At 48.9% G+C, this 21,810-nt stretch carries 16 protein-coding genes; 5 read left to right on the top strand and 11 right to left on the bottom strand.

All coding sequences use genetic code 11. The annotated features are described in order from the left end of the window. Nucleotides 1–600: 600 nt before the first annotated feature. Entirely contained in the window at nt 601–2,751 is a 2,151-nt protein-coding gene (locus BQ2633_RS03985; RefSeq protein WP_075565266.1) for a TonB-dependent receptor plug domain-containing protein, read from the bottom strand. Nucleotides 2,752–2,880: 129 nt separating this feature from the next. Here BQ2633_RS03985 and BQ2633_RS03980 point away from each other — a divergent pair, with 129 nt between their 5' ends. Next, complete coding sequence (locus BQ2633_RS03980) at nt 2,881–3,963, top strand: CNNM domain-containing protein (protein ID WP_075565265.1); 1,083 nt, start codon at nt 2,881–2,883, stop codon at nt 3,961–3,963. 224 nt (nt 3,964–4,187) lie between these two features. Continuing rightward, entirely contained in the window at nt 4,188–4,958 is a 771-nt protein-coding gene (locus tag BQ2633_RS03975; RefSeq protein WP_075565263.1) for a DUF4369 domain-containing protein, read from the top strand. A gap of 119 nt (nt 4,959–5,077) precedes the next feature. On the opposite strand, the gene BQ2633_RS03970 is transcribed toward BQ2633_RS03975, so the two are convergent. Further along, complete coding sequence (locus BQ2633_RS03970; RefSeq protein WP_075565261.1) at nt 5,078–5,374, bottom strand: DUF6804 family protein; 297 nt, start codon at nt 5,372–5,374, stop codon at nt 5,078–5,080. A gap of 42 nt (nt 5,375–5,416) precedes the next feature. Beyond that, a complete protein-coding gene (pepT, locus tag BQ2633_RS03965) occupies nt 5,417–6,643 on the bottom strand; it encodes a peptidase T (RefSeq protein WP_075565260.1) in 1,227 nt (408 codons plus the stop codon). Between the two features lie 189 nt (nt 6,644–6,832). Here pepT and BQ2633_RS03960 point away from each other — a divergent pair, with 189 nt between their 5' ends. Together BQ2633_RS03960 and BQ2633_RS03955 are read left to right on the top strand one after the other, a co-directional pair. Then, nucleotides 6,833–9,073, top strand: coding sequence for a beta-N-acetylglucosaminidase domain-containing protein (locus BQ2633_RS03960; RefSeq protein ID WP_075565258.1), 2,241 nt, complete (start codon nt 6,833–6,835; stop codon nt 9,071–9,073). A gap of 111 nt (nt 9,074–9,184) precedes the next feature. Beyond that, the gene (locus BQ2633_RS03955) at nt 9,185–9,628 is read left to right on the top strand and encodes a DUF5606 family protein (protein ID WP_075565256.1); all 444 of its coding nucleotides are present in this window, start codon (nt 9,185–9,187) and stop codon (nt 9,626–9,628) included. Nucleotides 9,629–10,053: 425 nt separating this feature from the next. On the opposite strand, the gene BQ2633_RS03950 is transcribed toward BQ2633_RS03955, so the two are convergent. From BQ2633_RS03950 to BQ2633_RS03920, 7 genes are all read right to left on the bottom strand, one after another. Then, complete coding sequence (locus tag BQ2633_RS03950; protein ID WP_075565254.1) at nt 10,054–12,021, bottom strand: acyltransferase family protein; 1,968 nt, start codon at nt 12,019–12,021, stop codon at nt 10,054–10,056. A 103-nt stretch (nt 12,022–12,124) separates the two neighbouring features. Further along, nucleotides 12,125–14,068: an acyltransferase family protein gene (locus BQ2633_RS03945; protein WP_075565251.1), complete on the bottom strand. Its 1,944-nt coding sequence runs from the start codon at nt 14,066–14,068 to the stop codon at nt 12,125–12,127. A 123-nt stretch (nt 14,069–14,191) separates the two neighbouring features. Then, nucleotides 14,192–14,557, bottom strand: coding sequence for a fluoride efflux transporter CrcB (gene crcB / locus BQ2633_RS03940; RefSeq protein WP_075565250.1), 366 nt, complete (start codon nt 14,555–14,557; stop codon nt 14,192–14,194). Nucleotides 14,558–14,740: 183 nt separating this feature from the next. Further along, complete coding sequence (locus BQ2633_RS03935) at nt 14,741–15,448, bottom strand: SAM-dependent methyltransferase (protein ID WP_075565249.1); 708 nt, start codon at nt 15,446–15,448, stop codon at nt 14,741–14,743. 188 nt (nt 15,449–15,636) lie between these two features. Further along, nucleotides 15,637–16,674 (bottom strand): glycosyltransferase family 2 protein, encoded by a 1,038-nt coding sequence (locus tag BQ2633_RS03930; RefSeq protein WP_075565248.1) that lies wholly within the window; start codon nt 16,672–16,674, stop codon nt 15,637–15,639. A gap of 119 nt (nt 16,675–16,793) precedes the next feature. Then, nucleotides 16,794–18,239, bottom strand: a complete 1,446-nt coding sequence (gene mtaB, locus BQ2633_RS03925; RefSeq protein WP_346048117.1) for a tRNA (N(6)-L-threonylcarbamoyladenosine(37)-C(2))-methylthiotransferase MtaB — start codon at nt 18,237–18,239, stop codon at nt 16,794–16,796. A gap of 88 nt (nt 18,240–18,327) precedes the next feature. After that, the gene (locus tag BQ2633_RS03920) at nt 18,328–18,726 is read right to left on the bottom strand and encodes a (deoxy)nucleoside triphosphate pyrophosphohydrolase (RefSeq protein ID WP_075565247.1); all 399 of its coding nucleotides are present in this window, start codon (nt 18,724–18,726) and stop codon (nt 18,328–18,330) included. A 304-nt stretch (nt 18,727–19,030) separates the two neighbouring features. Here BQ2633_RS03920 and BQ2633_RS03915 point away from each other — a divergent pair, with 304 nt between their 5' ends. Then, nucleotides 19,031–19,990 carry a hypothetical protein gene (locus BQ2633_RS03915; protein ID WP_075565245.1) on the top strand — a complete coding sequence of 320 codons (960 nt, stop codon included), beginning with the start codon at nt 19,031–19,033 and terminating at the stop codon, nt 19,988–19,990. Nucleotides 19,991–20,212: 222 nt separating this feature from the next. Here BQ2633_RS03915 and mnmE read toward each other — a convergent pair whose 3' ends face one another. Beyond that, nucleotides 20,213–21,712 (bottom strand): tRNA uridine-5-carboxymethylaminomethyl(34) synthesis GTPase MnmE, encoded by a 1,500-nt coding sequence (gene mnmE, locus BQ2633_RS03910; protein ID WP_075565243.1) that lies wholly within the window; start codon nt 21,710–21,712, stop codon nt 20,213–20,215. Nucleotides 21,713–21,810: the final 98 nt, after the last annotated feature.

Below are 21,810 nucleotides of genomic sequence, written 5' to 3'. Positions count from 1 at the left end.
CTTCACTCCACGAAATGGCACTTACACGAGCAAGCCTATCCAGACTAGATGGTAGGATATTGTCCGAAAAAGTGTGTAAGTTTCTCTATTCCCCCTCCCTTTTGTTAGGCTAGCCTAAGAAAAGGGAGGGGATTTTTGTGATGAAAAATTACGTTGATTATTTGATGTACCAGTCGTCAAATTGATATAGACGATGGGAGTATGTTCCAGTTTATTGCTGTCCGGTAAAAGTTTTTCTGATGATAAAAATAAGACTGAAACCCTCTTGCAGGATTTCAGCCTCTTTTGTTACTTTGCTTGTTGGAAAAAAACACTAGTAACATGAGCAAAAGTACATATTTTACCGGACAGCAATAATTCGGATATAGCATTTGATTTATAAGGATGTTTGATGGAGATACGATATTGACTGCAGCCTCCATCAAGTATTTGCGCTTTTTATTTTTATCATGCACTTTCGGAGGATTCAAAATGCATAGAAAAGGAAGTGCCACCAGCTTTTGCAAAGTTTCCATTTGCTCAAGTGTAAGGGCGACGAAAAACCGCCACTTCCCGTTAGGGAGGTGGCGGTAAACGCAATATAAAAACAAGTGAGAGATACTAGAATTGGTAGCTGGCTCCTGCCATAACCACAAAACCGGGTTGTTCCACATTTGCCAAATCGTAGAAACGATGGTTGGTGAGGTTTTGCAAATCGCAGAAGAGCGAATAATTCTTCGCATCCCAGTGGAGTTTGAGGTCAAGACGACCGTGCAGACCATAGGGCATCAACTGATCCGTGGCTTTGAGCTTCGCAGGATTGGTGCGATCCACCACGACGTAATTGCCATTGCGCTCTTGCAAGCGGAACACCCATGAGGCATTCAAGCGAGAGATGAGGCGATGGTCGAGGGTAGCGACAAACTTGTGGCGGAGGTATTCACCAGCATAGTTCGACTTGAAGTAGACTTCCTTGTCCTTACGCGTCTGTGTGAGGTAGGCATAGTCCAAACGCAGGCGACGAAGGGGCTGATTTTCGCCAAATACCATTGCGCCATCGAGGGCAAGGCTAGCAGAAACGCCATAGTTGTCGAGCTGGAAGTTGTGTGCATGGAATTTGTCTTTGGCATCATACATCACCCAGTCCAACACATCGGTGCCGTGGTTGTATTGTGCTGCCACGTCGAGTGTCACGCCAGCTGTGGGGCGGAAGGTAGTACCCAGACGGAACGCGCTGTTTTCCTCAGGCTTCAAACCGATGTTGCCCTCTTGCGAAGGACTCTTGTAGTAGAGTTCGGTGAAGGTGGGGAGGCGGAGCGACTTGTTCCACGAAGCATAGATCTTCCAGTCTGCCGTAGGGCGATAAGCCACGTCGACACCTGGATAGAAGCGGAAGTTTTTGCCAAAAGCATTGTTGCGCTGAGCGAGCACGCCTAACGACAGTGTCCAATCGTGGAGCAACACATTGTGTTCGGCAAAGAGACTCACGTTGGTGCGGTCCACCGATTTGGTGTATTCTGCCAAATGTCCGTCGTGGGTGCGCCAAATGCCCTTGTCGTCTTTCTTGTCGAGCGACTGTCCAGGGATGCGGAAACGCTGATCCACATTGAGGTCACGGCCGAGGTTGCCCGAATAGATGTTTTCGTGGCGCACTTCACCACCGATGGCAGTGCGACCGAGCGACCATGCCGTCCATAAGTTCAAAGCGGCAGTGAGCACATCTCCACGATTGAAATTTTCATACGTGGGGGTGTTGCGGAAAAACTGGAAATGGTCGTAGTTGCGCAACCAAGAGATTTGGGGCGCAATGTGGATTTTTCCCTTCGTTTCCGCCTTGACAGAAGCCAAATAGCGCGTAGTGCTTTCCCATTGGTCGGTCGATGCGATGGAGTAGAAGGTGTTGGCACCAAAGTCCGTGTTGGTGTAGCCAGCTTGCGCATCGACTTTGTATTGCGCTGCATCGAGCGAACCTTGCCAGAAGGCTTTGCCACCCTTGAAATCTCCATTGCGGACGGCACCATCCGAACGCTGATAACCTGCGCTCAAACTAGAGGTGAACAAGTTGCCATTGGAGAATTGGTGGCGGAAAAGCCCACGCGCTTCCCCTTGAGCTGTGCCATACGAACCACCAGCCGCACGGGCATAGAAAGTTGGTCCGACTTGTCGTGTGACAATGTTGATGGCACCAGAAAAAGCCTGAGTGCCTAACACACGAGAAGCCGCACCTTCGAGCACTTCGATGCGCTCGATGTCAGCAAGATTGAGGGGGAAGTCGGCAGCGTTGTGCCCAGTCTGTGGATTGTTGATGGCGATGCCGTTGACAAGAATGGTGAGTTGGTCAAAGGTGCCGCCATTGATGCTGATGTCCGTCTGAATGCCAAACGCACCACGCTGTCGGACATCGACTCCAGCGCAGAGTTTCAGTGCGTCGTTGATACTCGTGACACCCGCCGCCGCGAGTTCAGCACGGCTGAGGGTCATCACCTTGCGTGCTGCTTGGTCGGCAGCGAGGGGAGTGCGGGAAGCGGTGGTGACCACTTCGCCCAATCGCTGATCGTCGTCGAGGGTCGCCACTTGCTCTTGGTCGCTCACATGAGCCACGTGCTGAGCTTTGCTGGAAGCTGCCAAACATGGAGCGGCAGTGCCCAGAGTAGCCACCGCAAGAACGCCAACCTTCACTTCACAACCGAGTGCAGCAAACAAGGAATAACCCTTGCGGCTGAAACTGCGGAAGGTGAATTGCGCTCCCTTGGGGGATGAATTTTGAAACATAGAGGTGAATAATATAGATTTAACGGCTGCAAAGTTACAAAAAGACTCACAAATATGGGTGATGGGCTAAGAAAAATATGTATTTTTGCAAATCAAACCAATTAGGCATGCTGGACATGCCGACGCTTAATGGGCTTACTCCTCTTTTATTTAATCCTTTCTCTTTCCCTCTCCTCGTTATGTTCGGTGCTTGAAGCGGTGCTTTTAGCATCTACCGTTTCGTATGTCACCATCAAAGAACAAGAAGGTTTCAAAATTGCATCGGTGCTCAAACGCTATAAGGCAGACATAGACCGTCCCATTGCAGCCATTCTTTCGCTCAACACCATCGCGCACACCGTGGGTGCGGCTGGAGTGGGTGCACAGGCAGCTGAGTTGTGGCGTGAATATGGCGGTGCACCTGGCAGCGAAGGCGATGCAGTGGGTATAGCCTCGGCGATTATGACCTTGCTCATCCTTGTGGTGTCAGAGATTTTGCCCAAAGTGATTGGCGCAACCTATTGGCGACAACTCGCCTTGTGGGCTACGAGGGTGATTCGTGTGCTCATTGTCATCATGTATCCTCTTGTGTTGCTCTCTGAATTTATCACCATCCTCATCAATCGAGGGAAGGTGCAAACCTCGGTGAGCCGTGAAGAAGTGCAAGCTATGATGGATGTGGGTGTGGAAGAAGGAGTGTTCAAAGCAAAAGAGAGTAAGGCGCTCCGCAGCTTCCTCAAACTGGGTGAAATTCGCGCTGACGAAATCATGACCCCTGCACCTGTGGTGGCTACGGTCAATGAAACCATGACGCTGGGCGAATTTTTCCGTAGCGACGACGAACATCTCGATTTACACAGCCGTCTTCCGGTGTATGACGCTGAAGAAGAATACATCAAAGGTTATGTGTTGCGCTCCGAACTTTTGGAAGGCTTGTCGGAAGACCATTTTGCGCAAGAAATCAGTACGTTAGTTCGTCCCATTCTCACGTTCAAAGATGATGAAATGGTGTCTAACATTTGGGAAAAAATGCTTGAGCAGAAGGAACATATCGCAGTAATCACCGACGAATATGGCACTTTGCGTGGTATTGTGACGATGGAAGACCTCATCGAGACCATGTTGGGGGTAGAAATCGTGGACGAATATGACGAAGCGGTGGATATGCAAGACATGGCGCGTGAGAAGTGGCAGCAACAACAGCTACAGAATCCCGAACCCGCTCAAGCATAGTTTTCTTGCTGTTTCTTAGGTGTTTCAATTGCACCTGCCTAACAGATGGTTAGATGACTTAAAATAATGGTCAGTCCGTGAAGTTCGCAGTAGGATATTCAAAAAGAAAGTTATTGCAGTGCGTTGCTTCCTATAAAGCGTTTGGAGATTTGCAGGTTTAGATGTACATTTGCAAAATAACGAGCTCTGCTTGTCTACATTTTGTACCTCTAAACTTGTCCAACATGCGCCAGATTTACTTCTTCTTTCTCTTGTTGATCGGCCTCACAGCCTGCTCTTCGCAGTACAACATCGATGGAAATTCATCGTTGGCGTGCTTGGATGGTAAAAAACTCTACCTTCGTGTGCCTAACACCAAAGGCGAAGCCGCGAAGAATGTCAATCTCGACTCGTGTGTTGTGGTGCACGGACGTTTTTCTTTCGGAGGTAGAATCGACAGCATAGCTATGGCAGAAATTTATGTCGGTGATCAGCACCTCATGCCAGTGGTGTTGGAAGGTGGACAATTATTGTTGCAAGTAGATAACTACGCGCAAACTGTCACAGGAGGACCACTCAACGACCGCTTGACGGAGTTTATGACGCAGCGCGCACGATTTGACAACGAGTTGTGGGAACTAGACCGCATGGCAAACCGTATGATCTTCAATGGAAAGACCATGGCTAGTGTGGTGGAAACGCTCGAACCCAAACGCCGCGCCCTGCTCAACAAGATTGAAAAGCTCGAAATCAAGTTTGTCCTCGAGAATGCCAACAATGTGTTGGGCGAAGGTTATTTCCTCATGCTCACTGAGCAGCAGCCCTTCCCCGTGATGACAAAGCAGTTGCAAGAGATTGTGGAGAAAGCTCCTGCTTCCTTCCGCAAGACACCTTCAGTTAGAAACTATCTCTTGGCAGCTGGTTATCTTCCTTCAGCAGCAGAAAAGCCGCAGACGGCTAAGAGTGGAGAGGAAAATCCCAAACTGCCGAAGAAGGTGCTCAAAGAGAAACCCTAATCTCCCCACCAACGTGGGGCTATTTCTAAAAATGTTGAGAGCATTGCAATCTAGTGTTGCAATGCTCTCAATGTTTTATGGCATTTGGGCGAACGTTTTGTAGGATGTTTGTCGAAAAATCAGTGCTTCTCTTTATAATCTCCCTTTAACCATAGTGCTAGTAGTCCCACGGCGACAACGACATCTACAAAGTTCCACATAGCTCTGCCCAGTGCAATTTTGACAAAGGGCTGAAAGAGTAGGGAAAGTGCACCAAAAACGATTGCCAATGTGGGTTGCTCTTTTTGCCATTTTTCATAGGCAAATAGTGCAAATAGTATCATGGCTACGAAGCGAACTAAGACGTAGTAGCCATAGGGCATAGCAGCCAAACAAAGCAAAAGCAATGCAGCCAATACGGGATACCAGGATTTCATAAGAAAGGTGTAATAAATGAAGCTGTTCTCTCGATGAACGTCTTAACGCTCAGCGGTGATTTTCACGATGTTCACCACCACTTCGCTCGCCTTTTCGAGGTTGGGAATGGGGAGAAATTCGTGCGCTCCGTGGAAGTTCAAGCCACCAGCAAAGACGTTGGGGCAGGGGAGTCCCATGAAAGAAAGTTGCGCTCCGTCTGTGCCACCGCGAATGGCTTTGATCTCGGGAGTCACCTCCGCCATTTCCATGGCTTCTTTCGCAATGTCGATGATGTGCATCATGGGTTCCACCTTCTCACGCATATTATAATAGGTGTCGCTGAGGGTGAGTTGAAGAGCGTCGTAGCCATATTTGGCGTTCATGCCTTGCACCAATCCGCGCAACATAGCCTTGCGGGCTTCAAAACGCTCGCGGTCGTGGTCGCGAATGATGAAGCTCAACTGCGCGCGCTCCACCGTTCCGGAGAGGTGGGTGAGATGGAAGAAACCTTCGTAGCCCGTGGTGTGTTCGGGTGTTTCAAATTCGGGCATCTTCTGCACGAGTTCGGTGGCTAGGCGTGCGGCATTGACCATCTTGTCTTTGGCATAGCCAGGATGCACACTCACACCGGTGATGTCAATCTTGGCAGAAGCCGCGTTGAAGTTCTCAAACTCCAGTTCGCCGCGCTCACTTCCATCCATGGTGTACGCCCATTCGCAACCAAATTTTTCCACGTCAAACTTGTGCGCACCGAGTCCGATTTCTTCGTCGGGATTGAAACCCACACGCACCTTGCCGTGCTTGATTTCGGGATGCGCCAAGAGATATTCCATGGCAGAAACGATTTCGGCAATACCTGCTTTGTCGTCTGCACCAAGAAGGGTGTGTCCGTCTGTTACGATGATGTCTTCGCCCACGTGACGAAGGAGTTCGGGAAATTTTTCCACACTTGTCACGATGCCTGCTTCTGCATCCAGCACGATGTCCGTGCCGTCGTAATTCTTCACAATGCGTGGACGCACGTTCTCGCCCGAAGCATCAGGACTCGTGTCCATGTGAGCGATGAAACCAATGGTGGGAACAGCTTTGTCCGTATTGGCAGGAAGTGTGGCATAGACATAGCCCAATTCGTCCATTTCCACCTCAGCCATACCGATGGATTTCAATTCTTCCACGAGGTATTCTGCCAAGCGAAATTGCTTTTCGGTGCTAGGCGTGGTGTTGGTGCTGTCGTCGCTTTGTGTGTCGAAACTCACGTATTTGAGAAAACGGTCTACAATATTCGTCATTTGTTGTTGTTCTTTGAGGTAAGTACCATGCTAATGCGCCCTTTTATCGTAGCTTTCCCCTAGATAGCAAGCTATCACTAGTGAATAAGCCCTATAAAGTGGCGTCGTTCCTACAAAAGTAACTACTTTTTTTGGAACTTCGCTCGTTTTGTACTATATTTGCGCAGTTAAGTTCACAAAAATCACATAATGAAAGCCTTTTTACTCTCTCTCACGATATGTTCGGGTATTGCCATGGGGGCAAAAGCTCAAGTGGAATTGGTGAATCCTGTGCCACACAGTATCACTTCGACTCGTCATCTTTTCACCGCTCCCAAAGCGTGGTCTGTTACTGCCGACCGTCAGCGACAATCTTCTTATGCCGTCTCTGCACTTGCTGAGATTGGCGTAGAACAACTAGCCAAAGCGGGCAACTTCCGCGTCACCCTCGGTGTTGTGGGCGATCGTAGCGTCAGCAAGTTTAAGAAACTCGTACCTCAACAACAGGAAGGCTACTACATGGCGGTTGGTCCGAAGGGTGTTGTCATTGCCGGTCGCGATGAGCGCGGACTTTATTATGGTGTGCAAACCTTGCGCGACATGATTTCCAAAGGACAGCTCGAGACCTGCACCATCCAAGACTGGCCCGATGTGAAATTCCGCGGCGCCATCGAAGGTTTCTATGGTCGTCCTTGGAGTCACGAACACCGCTTGCGCCAGATAGACTTCTATGGTCGCAACAAGATGAATGTCTACATCTATGGTCCGAAAGATGATCCCTATCACCGTCAGCATTGGCGCGAGGCATATCCTGAGAATGAAGCAAAATTGCTCCAAGAACTCAATGTCCGTGCGCACCAACGTGGGGTAAACTTCTATTGGGCAATCCACCCTGGACTCGATATCAAATGGACGAATGAAGATCGCGACAATCTTGTGAACAAACTTGAGAAGATGTATGGTCTTGGCATCCGCTCTTTTGCTGTCTTCTTCGACGATATCTCGGGTGAAGGTTCGCGCGGTGAGAAACAAGCTGAGCTCCTCAACTATGTAGACTCTGTCTTTGTGCGCAAACATGGCGATGTGTCGCCTCTCTTGCTCTGTCCCACCATCTACAATCGTGCGTGGAGCGGAAAGGGCGATGTTTATCTCCACACCCTTGGCAAGCATCTGCGCCCTGGCATCGAGGTGATGTGGACGGGCAATAGCGTGGTGCACACCATCGAGAAGGAAGGTATGAACTGGATCAACGAGCGCATCCGTCGCAAGGGCTACATTTGGTTCAACTTCCCCGTCAATGACTTTGTACGAGACCACCTTCTCCTCGGTCCCACCTACGGAAATGGTCTTGACATTGCAGACGATCTCTCGGGTTTTGTGAGCAATCCAATGCAATATGCCGAAAGTTCTAAAATCTCTCTCTATTCTCTCGCAGACTATCTGTGGAATATGAAGCCCTACGATGCGATGACCTCGTGGAAACGTGCCATTGAAGACTTGCTTCCTGCGCAGAGTGAAGCGTTGCAAGTGTTTGCTTCTTACAACGAAGATTTGGGTCCTAATGGACATGGTTTCCGTCGCGATGAAAGCCGTGAGCTGAAATCTCTCTGCGATCAAGCCATGAAGGGCGACCTCTCTACAGCAGCACAACTCCGTGAGCACGCGCAGTCACTCGCTACTGCTTGCGATCTCCTCATGACCGATAAGACCAATCCGTGGCTCATCGAGGAATTGCAACCTTGGTTGATGCAAGGTAAGCTCTTGGCACAATATGCAGAAGCGGTGACCTATCTCGCAGAACTCGTGGCAAACGGACAGAACAATGCCACCGCTACGGAAGGCGCACCCTTGATGAGCTTCGATGCACAATACAATCGTGCTCGTGCTTTGCAAAAGCAAATGTATGATCTCGAAGCCAATCGCAATGTGCTCCACGAATATCAAACTGGTATTAAGCTCGGCACCCTTCGTTTTCTCCCTGCCCTCAACAAGCTCTTCGCGGTAGCCACTGAGAAGATGAATGCACAAGCTGGAACGCACTACGAAGTGGTGACACAATATCAGCCATTCACCATCGACACCGATGTGCCTCAGCTCAAGCTCCAGCCCATCAGCATCTATGGTGGTGAAGTGAAGGTGGCTCCTTCTCACGAAATCATCACTTGGCCCGTGGGTTCTCATTTCACCCTCACCACAGATCGCCCCGTTACACTCCGTGGCATGGACTTCAGCTTTGGCAAGGTGGGCACAGCACCTCTCTTCCAACTCGAGTGTCTCCGTCCTGATGGTACTTGGCAGAAGGTGGCTCTCCTCCACTACAACGATAAAGATCAGGTGATCCACACTGGCAATGAACTGGGTGGCATGACTGTGCGCGCTATCCGCATCACCAACATTAGTGGAGCAGAACAACAGCTCAACTTCCGTCATTTCAAGTTCATTAAAGACTAACATTTGTGCTGACAAACGCTGCGTTTTTTAGGTGGTTCTTTGTCCAAATAGAAATAAAGCCGTAAATTTGCAGCCAGCATTTTCAATCGAAACAATAAACAACAGACCAATATGCAAGAAACTATTCTCGCAATCTCCGGCAAGGCTGGACTCTTCAAGCTCGTGGGACGTGGCAACAACACGCTCATCGTAGAAACTATCGACGAAACTCACCGCCGCACCACTGCTGGTGCTCGTGATCGTGTCACTTCTCTTGCCGACGTGACGATGTACACTGAAGCTGACGATGTGCCCCTCATGCAAGTGTTCCAAAACATCTGTGATGCGCTCAAAGGTGAGCCCACTTCTTTTGGCTATAAGACTGCTTCTGAAGCTGAACTCTACAAGTTCATGGACGAAGTGGCACTTCCTGCTTGGGATCGTGATCGCGTTCGTGTGAGCGACATCCGCAAGTTGGTGCAATGGTACAACCTCCTCGTGCAAGCTGGTTACAAAGAATTCTTCGTAGAAGAGGAAGAAGCAGCTGAGGAAGTTGCTGAAGAGACTGCAGAATAATTTCTCTCCTCCTAGCGTTGGTGCTACGAATCTTGATTCTTCACACTAACGAACAAGCGCAGAAAAAGCCCGCATCCCAATTTGTTGGGGTGCGGGCTCTGTTTGTTTGAAGTACTTGAGGTGACTTCCAGTAGTACCAGTCTATCGCTGAAGCGGTGCATCAGTAGTGGCGGAGCGAAAGTGGCGAGGATAACAATATAACGTCGGAGGACTTTTGAAAAATCTCCGACAAATGCAGAAAAAAATCCGACGTTTTCTGAAAAATCTCCCACGTTTTAGAAAAAACGTGGGAGATTTTTTTGAATCCCTCGCACGATTTTGCACGACCGATGTGAATGAGGGGGCAATGAGCTGAAAGTAGCGTCTTCTGCATCTGGTAGATCCTTGTGCAATGGGGCGGAATCTGCCGAAAGATGGGGATACTATTAGCGTGAATGGCTAGAAGGGACGGGAGTAATGAGGTGTTGCCCACTCTCGATAAAGCGATCTGCCAAATAGTTTGCGCCATAGATGTTGATGTGCGTTCCATTGCAAAGCACGGTTTTGCCATCTACCATTAAGTCAGACGGAAGAAATAGGGTAAGATCAACCCAGCGCACTTGAGGATAGCGCGTACTGATGGTCTGCTTAACCTTTTGGAAGTTGTTCAAAGCCTTTGTATAGTTCTCGTTTTGCAGGATTGGAGTAGGGAGTACATAAGCTAGCCCATTGCCTTTTCCCATCACTTTGTGATAAGTTTCAGCCACCCGATACGTGTTGTAGGTGTAGCAGCTGTGCACCAAAATGACTTGCTTGCCTTCCTTCTGGAAGCGTGCAATATTTTTCTCTACACGTTGAAGGGCTTTTTCTAGAAATTCTTCATGCCACCAGTTAAGACTGATGATAACCGTGTTATATTGATTCAATTCTCCTGCAATGCGGCGCGTACGCAAGAGGTCGAGTTCTTTTTTCTCTTCCCCCTTTTGTCCAACGTGAGGAAGTTCTCGCGCATAGTCCTGGGCAGAGATGGACTGAACCTTTGTTGTGAAATTAGGGAAATGTGCCGATACGCCTGAGAAAGTGGCTTTCCACCCTTCGTGCTTCGCCACTTTGTCAAAGAAATCATGCAGTTGAATGGTATAAGAATTACCAATAATCAAGATGTTATTCTCAGCGAGTGAATCGCCTATCGTCTTATAAGCGAAATTGAGTTCCCCTACATTTAGACTTCCGCGTTGCACATAAGGGCGCATCTCGTCGGGGGTGGTGCGCCCCTGCATGTAGAGGCCAGCCACAAGGAGCGTAGGCAAGAGATAGTAGACCAAGCCTGTGCGGCCAAACGACCATTGGAGGTGGCGAAGGGGCTGTTCGATGAGATAGTAGGAAGCAAGGCTTAGCAGAACAATGAGGAGGGCAGTAGCGGCAAGTACTGTATTGCTGAGCTCTCTACCCAATGCGTAGTGTGCAAAGGCAAGGAGAGGCCAGTGCCAAAGGTAGAGAGAATAAGAGATTTTTCCCACAAAGACTACTGCACGATGCGAAAGTGCGCTGGCGAACCAGTAGGGACGAGCACCGGCATAGATGATTCCTGCCGAGGCGATGCAGGGAAGTGCCGCCGCGAAGCCAGGAAACCACGGAGTTGTGTTAGGAAAAGGAAGGACGAGGCAGGCGATGAGCACGAGTATGCTGAGGCTACCCACGAAGGTGGCTGTTTTAGCAGAAGGTTGCAGATTACCTTGTGCAACTGCTACGGCAAGGATAGCCCCAATGAGGAGTTCCCCAAAACGCAGATGGGGAAGATAGTAGGGCACTAAGGCAGTGCCATGAAGACTCATGGGAAGGAAGGCTAGGGCAAAGCTAGCGATGGCGAGTGCGGTGAGCACAACATTGACGCACCTTGTGAGTGAGGAGGAAGCAGGTGGGAGGATGCGTTTTATTATCCCCATGATAGCCCATAATATGAGCGGATAGATGAAGTAGAACTGCTCTTCCACGGCAAGTGACCACAGATGGTTGAGCGGTTGCACTTCAACAGTCGGGGCGAAATAGTCGGTGTTTAGTGCAGAAAAGAAGTTACCCCCGAAGAAGACACTCCACTTTGCTGAACTACGCGCCGTGTTCCACTCATCACTTCCCGGCACCATCAGTTGCGCACCAACGATGAGGGTGAAAACAACCACGGCAAAGAAGGCGGGCAAGATGCGTCGCATTCTTCGGAGGTAGAATCGTTTGAGAGAAAAGGTGTTAGTGGAAAGCTCACGATATAGTATGCCGCCAATGAGGTAGCCGGAGATGACGAAGAAGATGTCGACTCCGAGGAAGCCTCCAGGGAGCCAAGCGGCATTGAGGTGGAAGAGGATGACGGCTATCACGGCAACTGCTCGCAGTCCGTCAATGTCGGGACGATAGGTCACTTTATAGGATTGTTGAATGGATGAATAAGCGTAATAGGAATGTCAGAGACGAGCTTCAATACTTCTGCCGAACCTTGGTATTGTTATAACCGAAATAGCCCCACTATTGTGCCGATCCAGAGTTAGGGGAGGGCACAAGGAGTCGTCTACCAGCAGCGATATATTGATCAGCCAAATAGTTTGCGCCGTAGGTGTTGTAATGGGCATCGTTCATGACGATTGTTTTTCCATCAATCAATGGAGAGTGAGGAAGAAGATCATGCATCACCACGCATCTCACCTTGGGGAAATGCGTCTTAATATATTGCAGGGTTTTGCTCTCTTCTTCCTGATCAAGGGGACGTAAATGGCAAGTCGCGGGATTTTCTTTGGAATATAGGAAAGTCAAACCCATCATGTTGTAGTAAGTCTCCTTTATGCCAACTTTGTCATAGTTCACTCCGGAGAAAATCAGCGTTACTTGTTTCTTTTCTTTTTCAAAACGCTGAAGTGCCTTGGTCAAAGCAGGCATAAAAGTTGGGTCCGTGTTTTGAAATCCCCATGCCATCGAAAGGATAATATGGTCGAATTGGGCGAGTTCTTTATTGATCAGTGCATTTCTTTGCTGAGCCAACTCCAAGTTTTCACCCCCATCTTTCTGTACGTTTTGACGAATAAAATCATTTCCTAAATAGGGCGTGCCTGGGAGGTACGAAATTCTGGCTCGCCATCCTTCGCTCTTTGCCACTTTGTCAAAGAAATCGTAAAGATGCTGGGTGTAGGAGTCGCCAGCAATGAGGGTGGTTGCCTTTTGGGTCGAATCTCCAACATAGTCCGCCATATAGTTAATGTTGCGCAGTGTGCCACAAGTGGTGTAGGGCTTCATTTCCTTTTCAAAAGGTCTGAAGTTGAAGAGTGCCACCACGCAGAGTGTCGGCAGTACGTAGCTTATGACTCCCGTTTTGGCAAACGACCATTGTTTGTGGCGCAAGGGTTGTTCCACAAAATAATAGGATAATAGGCTGCACAGGACAATCAAGAGGGAAGAAATCAGCAAACCACTCAGCGTTAGTTGGCCGTCATTGAGATATTGTGCGAAGGTTAAAATCGGAAGATGCCACAAATAGAGCGAATAGGAGATACGTCCAATGAAGTTGATAGGCGTAGCCGCTAAGAAGCGGTAGATTAATCCGCGAGAAAATGCGCCACTATAGATGATGGTTGCTGTGGCCAAACAAGGTACTAAGGCGAGTAGTCCAGGGAACCACGGCATTTTCGTGGGGAAAGGCAGGACAAGGCAGAGTAGGAGTGCTACAGCGGCACCAATGCCCACGGCTGTGGCGCGCTTAGCAAACTGTGGATTTGGCGTGTCGTCTGGAGAGCTTTGAGAGAATTTATGAGCTTTGAAAATTGCCAAAAGAGCACCTACTAGCAATTCTCCAAAGCGTGGCAAGGGAAGATAATAAGTTTGTCCGATGGTTCCTCTAAAACGTACTTCTGCAAAGGCAGAAATGCAGCAAAGAATCATCAGGAGAAAAAGGGCCCACGTGGTTGTTTTCCATTGATTTTCAGAAAGCGGAAGCCATCTTTTGATGACTTTCATAATCCCCCATAGGACTAGAGGATAGAGAAAATAGAATTGTTCTTCAACAGATAAGGACCAGAGATGAAGAAAAGGATTGAGGTTATTGGTGTCAAAATAGTCTGTATAGAAGGTACTGAAGAGATTGTTGGCAAAGACGGTGGCAGATAGGGCACTGCGCTCGGCTTTCATGGCGTCTGGACTGCCGGCAACGATGATGAATCTGCTGAGCAATAGGGTGGGAATCACCACGGCAAAGAAGGCGGGCAAGATGCGTCGCATTCGGCGGAGATAGAACCGTTTGAGGGAGAAGGTGTTAGTGGAAAGCTCACGATATAGTATGCCTCCAATGAGGTAGCCGGAGATGACGAAGAAGATGTCGACTCCGAGGAAGCCTCCAGGGAGCCAATTAGCATTGAGGTGGAAGAGGATGACGGCTATCACGGCAACTGCGCGCAGTCCGTCAATGTCGGGACGATAGGTCATGTGAGCGTGCTTGCTATAGTAGAGAAGTTAAGATTGAAGTGCATCATTCTTATGTTGAATCTTTGGGGAAGATGGCAGGAAAAATGCTGAAGTGGGGAAGGTTTCGTGGAGTACTCTTTCGGCTTATGTGGTGAGTTTGTAGCCTACCACCAAAAGAACGATTCCACCGACGAGGTTTACCAGGATGTAAGCGAGGGCAGTGCCCCACTGCGCTCCACGTGCGAGAAGGAAAAGATCGTTGGTGAAGGTGGAGAATGTGGTGAATCCTCCACAAAGTCCGACGGTGAGAAAAAGGCGTAGGGCAGTGGAGGAGGAGTGTTGCAACATCCACCCATTGAAAAGCCCGAGGAGTAGACAGCCCAAGAGGTTGGCTACCAGGGTAGCCCATGGAAAGTGTTGGAAGTTGGGCGTTCCTAACCACAGACTGAGCAGATAGCGAAGGCAACCACCCAAGAAGCAACCTAAACCGACAGATAAGAAGTTAGACATTAGAGAATAGACGTTAGATGTTAGACGTTAGAGGGCTGCGCTGGTGTACTATAGACGTTAGACCTTAGTTGTTAGATGTTAGGCAGCGAAAAAGCCCTTCTCGCGCATCGTTGCAGCATGGTTTGCCATCGTACGTTGGTTGCCTTAGTGCTATCCGCTAATTTTCTCTAGATGTATGAGTCGTTATCCAGCGTAAATCAAGAAAATGGCAGGCGTCTTGCCTAAATCAGGAAAGCCCGTCTGTTTCCACGCTTTGAGAGAACGCGTGCAAATCCACTCTTGTTCGGTGGTGATGCCGGCAGCAACACAAAGGCGGGTCTTGGGAGAACAAGCGGAGAGAATGTCTGCAAAGAGTTTTGCATTGCGATAGGGTGTCTCGATAAACAACTGCGTCTGGTGCTCCTCGCGCGAACGACTTTCCAATTGTTTCAAACGCTTGCTGCGCGCTCCGCCGTCAATGGGGAGATAGCCGTGAAAAGCAAAACTCTGTCCATTGAAGCCTGATGCCATCACAGCTAAGAGAATGCTGGAAGGCCCCACAAGAGGTACAACTTTCAGTCCTTCTTGTTGGGCAATCGCCACAAGGTCTGCTCCTGGGTCTGCCACGGCAGGACAACCGGCTTCACTGATGATTCCCACGTCTTCGCCCTTACGAAGGGGATTGAGGTATTCGCTGAAACGAGCGCGGTCGGCGTGCTTTCCCATTTCATAGAAGGTGAGACTGTCGATGTCAATGTTGCGATCAACGGCTTTGAGAAATCTTCGCGCAGTGCGAATTTCTTCGACTATGAAATGACGAATGCCACGCACTATCTCTGCATTATACGCAGGTAGCACGCGGTCGTGGGAGGTGTCTCCCAAGGTGACGGGAATGAGATAGAGACTAGACATGAGCTAGACTTTAGACGTTAGAGATTAGACGTTAGGGGGCGCAGACCCTTTTTGCTCCGCTTCGGCTTCGCTCGCCTCGGGGAGCTATTAGACGTTAGAGGCTAGAAGCCGTAGAAACCCTCAGAAGAACCGAGCCCCACTTGTCGGGGCGAGCGAAAAAGGGTCTGTGACCCCCAAAACACTAGCCATCAGCTGCTTTGCATAAAAGCAGAGAAAGTTTTCTGTCCTTTGAGGAAGAAACCCACAATCAGGCTCCGATTGATACGCTCGGGAATAGGATTGAGCACCATTCGAGAGAGATTTTCTTGTCGATCTTTCACAAAATCGGACTGCCATTGGTGGAAATCGCGACGCGCTTTGCGCACGGCTTTGGCATTCGCCCAATCGCCTTTCACGAGAAACTGCACAAAAGCCACAAAATCCAGAAAACGACGCACACGCATCACGTGCTTCAATTCTGCGTCAGGCAAATTTTTGAAAAGCATCGTGAGGTTGTTGCGAAAGTTGAGATAAGTTTTGCGCGGATGTTCCTGCGGCAGTGTACCGCCTCCCACGTGATACACCACACTCTGGGGCACACACACGATGCCACGACCACGAGCGCGCAGACGCCAACAGAGGTCAATCTCCTCATTGTGTGCAAAGAAGCGACCATCTAGTCCGCCCACATCCCACCAGTCAGACTGACGAATGAGCAGTGCCGCACCCGTTGCCCAAAAGATAGGAGCAATGTTGTCATATTGTCCACCATCTTTTTCCACCACAGAGAGCAGACGACCACGGCAGAAAGGATAACCATAGCGGTCTATATATCCACCGGCAGCTCCGGCGTATTCTAAAGTGTCGTGCGCCCATTCGGCACGAAGTTTCGGTTGCGCAGCCGCCACTTCGGGATGTTGCTCCATATAGGTGTGCAGCGGACGAAGCCAATCGGCAGTGACGCGCACATCGCTATTGAGCAACAAATAATACTCATAGCGTTGAGGAGCAATGATTTCCAAACGGCGAAAAGCCTCGTTGTAGCCTTCGGCAAAACCATAGTTGCGGTCTAGCACGAGGGTGCGCACTTCGGGAAACTCTTGTTGCAGGATTTCCAAAGAGTTGTCGGTCGAACCATTGTCTGCCACGATGACTTCGCCCAAGGGGTGGGAATGCTCCACCACCGAAGGGAGAAAGCGGCGCAACATCTCGGCTCCGTTCCAGTTGAGTATGACGACAGCTATCATGAATGCTTGGTTATATTTAATGGCCTTTACTCTTCTTCATAAAAGAAAAGTCGTTTCAAAACGAAAACAAAGAGCTACCCTCACGCGCAAAAACGGGTGCAGCGCGGAGGGCGATGTGGTTATTCCACGGGAGTGGCAATGAGCGCATCTTCATTTTCGGTGAAATTACCTAGACGCACGCGGCCGAGTTCATCGGGATGAGGAGTAGCCCCCTCAGCCAGTTGCACGCGGATGTAATTGTCCGTCCAGCCCATCAGCGGTTTTCCTTCGCGCAGGTGTTCCCAAAGCACGGTTCTCTCCGTCCCAATGAATTGGCGATAGTGCGCCTTGCGCTTTTCTTCGGAGAGTGCAAGGAGGCGTTTGCTGCGTTCGCGCTTGGTGGGAGCATCCACTACGTGAGGAATGCGCAACGCTGCCGTGCCTGGACGTTCGGAATAACTGAACACGTGGAGTTGCGAGATGGGAAGCGAAGCAATGAATTCATAGGCTTCTTCGAAAAATTCGTCGGTTTCGCCACGCGTACCCACAATCACATCGACCCCAATAAAGGCATCGGGCATAATGCGACGAATGAGTTCCACTTTAGAGCGGAAAAGTGCCGTATCGTAATGACGTTTCATCAGTTTCAACACCCCATCGCTTCCGCTTTGTAGGGGAATGTGGAAGTGCGGCATGAAGGCGCGGCTCTTGCTACAGTATTCCACAATCTCATCCGTGAGCAAGTTGGGTTCAATGCTCGAAATGCGATAGCGCGCAATGCCCTCCACTTGGTCAAGTGCCTGCACGAGTTGGAAGAAGTTTTCACCAGTAGAGCGTCCGAAGTCGCCAATGTTCACACCGGTGAGCACAATTTCGCGTCCGCCTGCTGCCGCAGCTTCTTCAGCTTGCGCCACCACATCGGCAATAGTGGCATTGCGCGACAAACCGCGTGCGGCTGGAATGGTGCAATAGGTGCAGAAATAATTGCAGCCATCTTGCACTTTGAGAAAATAGCGTGTGCGCTCACCTCTGGAACAAGAAGGCACGAAAGTCTTGATGTCTTTGAGCGGAGTGGTATAGAAGATGCCACCGTGCGATTCCGTTTCGGCTTTCACGCCCATAGAGTGCGCTTCGTAGTGTTCCTCAATGAGTTCTATGATGCGTCCCTTTTGTTCCTGTCCCACCACGAGGTCCACCCCTTCGATTTTGGCAATGTCTTCGCCCGAAAGTTGAGCGTAACAGCCCATCACGGCAATGAAAGCATTGGGATGTTCACGATGAAGACTGCGGATGGCGTGTCGGCACTTGGCATCGGCTTCGCCAGTGACACTGCACGTATTGACGATGCAGATGTCAGCCGTTTCTTTTTCTTCGGCAGGCAAACAACCGCGTGCGGTCAAGCGATCGCGCAGCGTGGACGTTTCGGCGTAGTTGAGTTTGCAACCCAACGTCACGAAAGTAGCCTTTTTGTTGGAGATGATGGAGGGAGAATGCACTGTAGAAGCCGCGTTTTGCTCCTGCGTTGTTGGAGCTTCCGCGGCTTTTGTATTGTTCTTGTTATGAGTAGTCAAGTCGTTTGTATTCATATTCAAGTGCAAAATTACGGCTATCTGGTGGGAATGCCAAATTTTGAGCGTGTTTCGTGCGATTTCTTTGCTACTGCAAGTCAGCTTTCTAGAGCATTTCTTTCAATAAGTCCACCACTTCTACGTCAGCTGGCAACCATTGCACTTCTTCCAATTCCGAGCGGCTCAACCATCGAGCGGCTTTGTGCTCCAAAAGTGACAGATTTCCTGCCACCACTCGACACAGATAGCAGCGCATCGTGAGGTGAAAATTCGGATAATCATGCGTCACCGTGCACAGTCGTTCCCCAACTTCCACGTGAGTAGCCAGTTCTTCCTGAATTTCTCTGCGCAAAGCTGCTTCGGGACTTTCCCCTACTTCTAGTTTTCCGCCTGGAAATTCCCACCATCCTTGCCATTCTCCATATCCTCGTTGTGTTGCAAACACGCGTTGTTGCTCGATAATCACGGCTGCTACAACTTCGATGCTCTTTCGTTCTTCTGCCATTGTTGGTTGTGTGTTAAATATTTCTACTGCAAAAGTACCTATTTCAAAGTATATCGAAGTAAAAGAGGGTAGGAAAGTGCTTTTACATAGTTTAATTTGATATTATATCTCAAAAGTAGGGATAATAGATAACTTTTCCTTATATTTGTGCTTACTAGGATATTAGTATAAGTATCAATGAGAATAATTAAGCATAATGAGAGCGTTTAATGGTATTTCTTGCAAATGGCGGCTATATTTCCCAGAGTTCACTAACTATAGAGATGACCATATAAAATAAAGGCAGTTTATTACCCCTCCAACTATGAGTGTAGATTTAAGTTTAATCATTCCGAATGATTGTCATGATCTTCGTGATAATGCACAGGCACTAGAAACATTTAACAAGACTATATTGCGTATACAGGAATACTTTAGTGGGCACGAAGGCTTTGTTGAGGATATAGTAATATACAACTCTGACGCTCCTGATTGGAGCGAGTTCTATAATCAAGATGAAGATGCCGGAGAGTATAGCTTTACATTACCGATTATCAATGCAACATGCCACCTTCAGCAAGGGTATTGGGATATATGGATTAATAGTCGTTATTTTCATTATTTTTGGCCTTATGCAAAAGATCTTAATGGAAATATTATCTTATGGCCACGACAAGATGCTTTTGATTTAGCTAGAATCTTTAGTTGCTCTGAGGGTTGGATCTGTGATGAATACCATTCTTGGAATTCTAGCTTATGTGAGGAAAGAGAAGCTAGTTTCAAAAGATGGTGTACTTATGGCAAAAATAAGCAGGATGCCAAAGTCTACGAATTTGACCTTGGTATGTTTGAAGGAAGAATGGACAGAAGGTTTAACTACCATAGTAAATATCACGACAATTTTAAGGAATGCCATGATTTGCTAGCGTTGTATGAGCGTATGTATCCAGATTACAAAATACTTGCAATAGGAAGCCCATCATACAATTTTCTTTTAGCTTGTAAAGGGAAGGAACTATACGTGCTTAATGCTCAGACGGGAGAAAGTTTAACACCATTCTCGATAGATTGCTGTCATGCAAACTTTAATGGTGCAGGCTTTACCGTTTCAAAGGGAGTAGAAAAAGCCTTTTTCAACATGGAGGGAAAGCAACTCACAGAATTTCGTCAAGGTGACTTCAGTTGGCGTTGGTTGGGAGATATGCAAGTGATTATCGATCATGCGTCGGAAAGCGTCTTTTTGAGGGATGGTACAAAAGTTTCTGGAGAAATATTGAAGCAATGATGGATCATCGATGAATCGAATAGATAGTAACTAAAAGCCTTTGAATAATCACGATTGTTTATAACGTAAACCGCTATCACAGATTGGAAAATCGATGATAGCGGTTGTGTTTATGAAAAAGGATTTACAAACTATCTTTATAATCAATACTCTTTTGGGTCTGGTTTTAGTATCCCTCTTATGGATAGTGTCTAGTATCTAACAGAGCTTCGCCTCTACCAATCACTTTCCCACGCAGAAGTTTTTGAAAATCGTGCCCAGCACCTCGTCGGTGGTGACAGCACCACCTGTGATTTCGGCGAGATGGAAGAGACACTCACGGAGATCTTGTGCCACAAAGTCACCAGAGAGGTGGGTGGAAAGTCCGTGGCGCACGCGGCGAATGTCGGCAAGAGCTGCGCTGAGTGCAGCATAGTGACGGGCATTGGTCACGATGATGTCACCAGCAGAAGTGGTGTTTTCTTGTGCCAAACGGACGAGGGTGTCGGTGAGGGCATCCAATCCGATGGCATCTTTCGCACTGATTGCCAATTTTACGACCTGTTGCCCTTGTTGTGAAGGGAGCGTCACGGCTTGTGCGTTGGAGGGAATATCGGCGGAACCTCCTGTGGTTTCGGCATTTTTACAGAGAGAAGTACTGGAAATCCAATGTTTCAGCGGTTGAGCAAGCAACTCGTTCATGGCTTGCTCAACCATCAAATCAGCCTTATTGAAAAGCACCACGAGCGGACGGCCATTCATCGCTTCGAGAATCTCCGTGCCGAGTGCCTCCATCTGCGAAGCCACTTGCGTAGAATCCACTACGAAAAGCACAATTTTAGCCTCTTCCAACTTTTGACGGCTGCGTGCAATGCCCATTTGTTCCACCACATCATCGGTGGAGCGGAGGCCTGCTGTGTCGATAAATCGGAAGAGCGTGCCACCGAGCGTGAAAGTGTCTTCGATGACATCGCGTGTTGTGCCGTGTACATCGCTCACAATGGCGCGATCGTCGTGGAGCAATGCGTTGAGGAGCGTAGATTTTCCCGAGTTCGTACTGCCCACAATGGCAACGGGAAGTCCATTTTTCAGCACGTTTCCCGTGGCAAAAGAGTCGGCAAGACGTTGTGTCACGCTTTCAATCTGCGATGCAATGGCATCGAGTGCGGAGCGATCGGCAAACTCCAAATCTTCATGGTCGGAGAAGTCCAATTCAAGTTCGAGCAAAGAGGTGAGATGCACCAATTGTTCGCGCAACGCTCCGAGTTGTTTACTGAAATCACCGCGCATTTGGCTCATCGCGACTTGGTGACTAGCGGCAGTCGTGGAGGCGATGACGTCTGCCACGGCTTCCGCTTGCGACAAGTCCATCTTGCCGTTGAGAAAAGCGCGCTGCGTGAACTCACCTGGGGCGGCTGCTTCACAACCTGCGGCAAGGAGCAACTGCACCACGCGCTGGAGGATGTAAGAAGAACCGTGACACGAAATCTCCGTGGCATCTTCTCCTGTGTAGGAATGGGGAGCGCGAAAAAGACTCACCAACACTTCGTCGACGACTTTGTCGTTTTCATCGACGATATGACCAAAGGTGAGCGAACTAGATTTGCGTTCACTCAGCGGTTTGCCGTTGGCAGCCCGAAATATATGTTCTGTGATGGAAATGGCTTGTGATCCTGACACGCGAACCACTCCAATAGCACCGCCCGTAGCGGTAGAAACTGCACAGATAGTATGAGTAGACATCTTATTTAGACGTTAGACGTTAGATATTAGACGTTAGAGGGGGCATAGACCTTAGACGTTAGAAATTAGATTTTCGACCCTTCTCCGTCTTTCGCAGC

Origin of the sequence: Ihuprevotella massiliensis (genome assembly GCA_900095835.1) — a bacterium.
GTDB classification, from domain to species: Bacteria; Bacteroidota; Bacteroidia; order Bacteroidales; family Bacteroidaceae; genus Alloprevotella; species Alloprevotella massiliensis.
Note: the sequence above shows the minus strand (reverse complement) of the source record. Positions and strands in the feature narration are given on the sequence as shown.

Coding starts and splice junctions, on each gene's coding strand:
- BQ2633_RS03920 (WP_075565247.1), bottom strand. CDS start 18,726: ATGGCAGAAGAACGAAAGAGCATCGAAGTTGTAGCAGCCGTGATTATC.
- BQ2633_RS03975 (WP_075565263.1), top strand. CDS start 4,188: ATGCGCCAGATTTACTTCTTCTTTCTCTTGTTGATCGGCCTCACAGCC.
- BQ2633_RS03935 (WP_075565249.1), bottom strand. CDS start 15,448: ATGTCTAGTCTCTATCTCATTCCCGTCACCTTGGGAGACACCTCCCAC.
- pepT (WP_075565260.1), bottom strand. CDS start 6,643: ATGACGAATATTGTAGACCGTTTTCTCAAATACGTGAGTTTCGACACA.
- BQ2633_RS03955 (WP_075565256.1), top strand. CDS start 9,185: ATGCAAGAAACTATTCTCGCAATCTCCGGCAAGGCTGGACTCTTCAAG.
- BQ2633_RS03960 (WP_075565258.1), top strand. CDS start 6,833: ATGAAAGCCTTTTTACTCTCTCTCACGATATGTTCGGGTATTGCCATG.
- BQ2633_RS03915 (WP_075565245.1), top strand. CDS start 19,031: ATGAGTGTAGATTTAAGTTTAATCATTCCGAATGATTGTCATGATCTT.
- BQ2633_RS03980 (WP_075565265.1), top strand. CDS start 2,881: ATGGGCTTACTCCTCTTTTATTTAATCCTTTCTCTTTCCCTCTCCTCG.
- mtaB (WP_346048117.1), bottom strand. CDS start 18,239: ATGAATACAAACGACTTGACTACTCATAACAAGAACAATACAAAAGCC.
- BQ2633_RS03930 (WP_075565248.1), bottom strand. CDS start 16,674: ATGATAGCTGTCGTCATACTCAACTGGAACGGAGCCGAGATGTTGCGC.
- crcB (WP_075565250.1), bottom strand. CDS start 14,557: ATGTCTAACTTCTTATCTGTCGGTTTAGGTTGCTTCTTGGGTGGTTGC.
- BQ2633_RS03985 (WP_075565266.1), bottom strand. CDS start 2,751: ATGTTTCAAAATTCATCCCCCAAGGGAGCGCAATTCACCTTCCGCAGT.
- BQ2633_RS03945 (WP_075565251.1), bottom strand. CDS start 14,068: ATGACCTATCGTCCCGACATTGACGGACTGCGCGCAGTTGCCGTGATA.
- BQ2633_RS03970 (WP_075565261.1), bottom strand. CDS start 5,374: ATGAAATCCTGGTATCCCGTATTGGCTGCATTGCTTTTGCTTTGTTTG.
- mnmE (WP_075565243.1), bottom strand. CDS start 21,712: ATGTCTACTCATACTATCTGTGCAGTTTCTACCGCTACGGGCGGTGCT.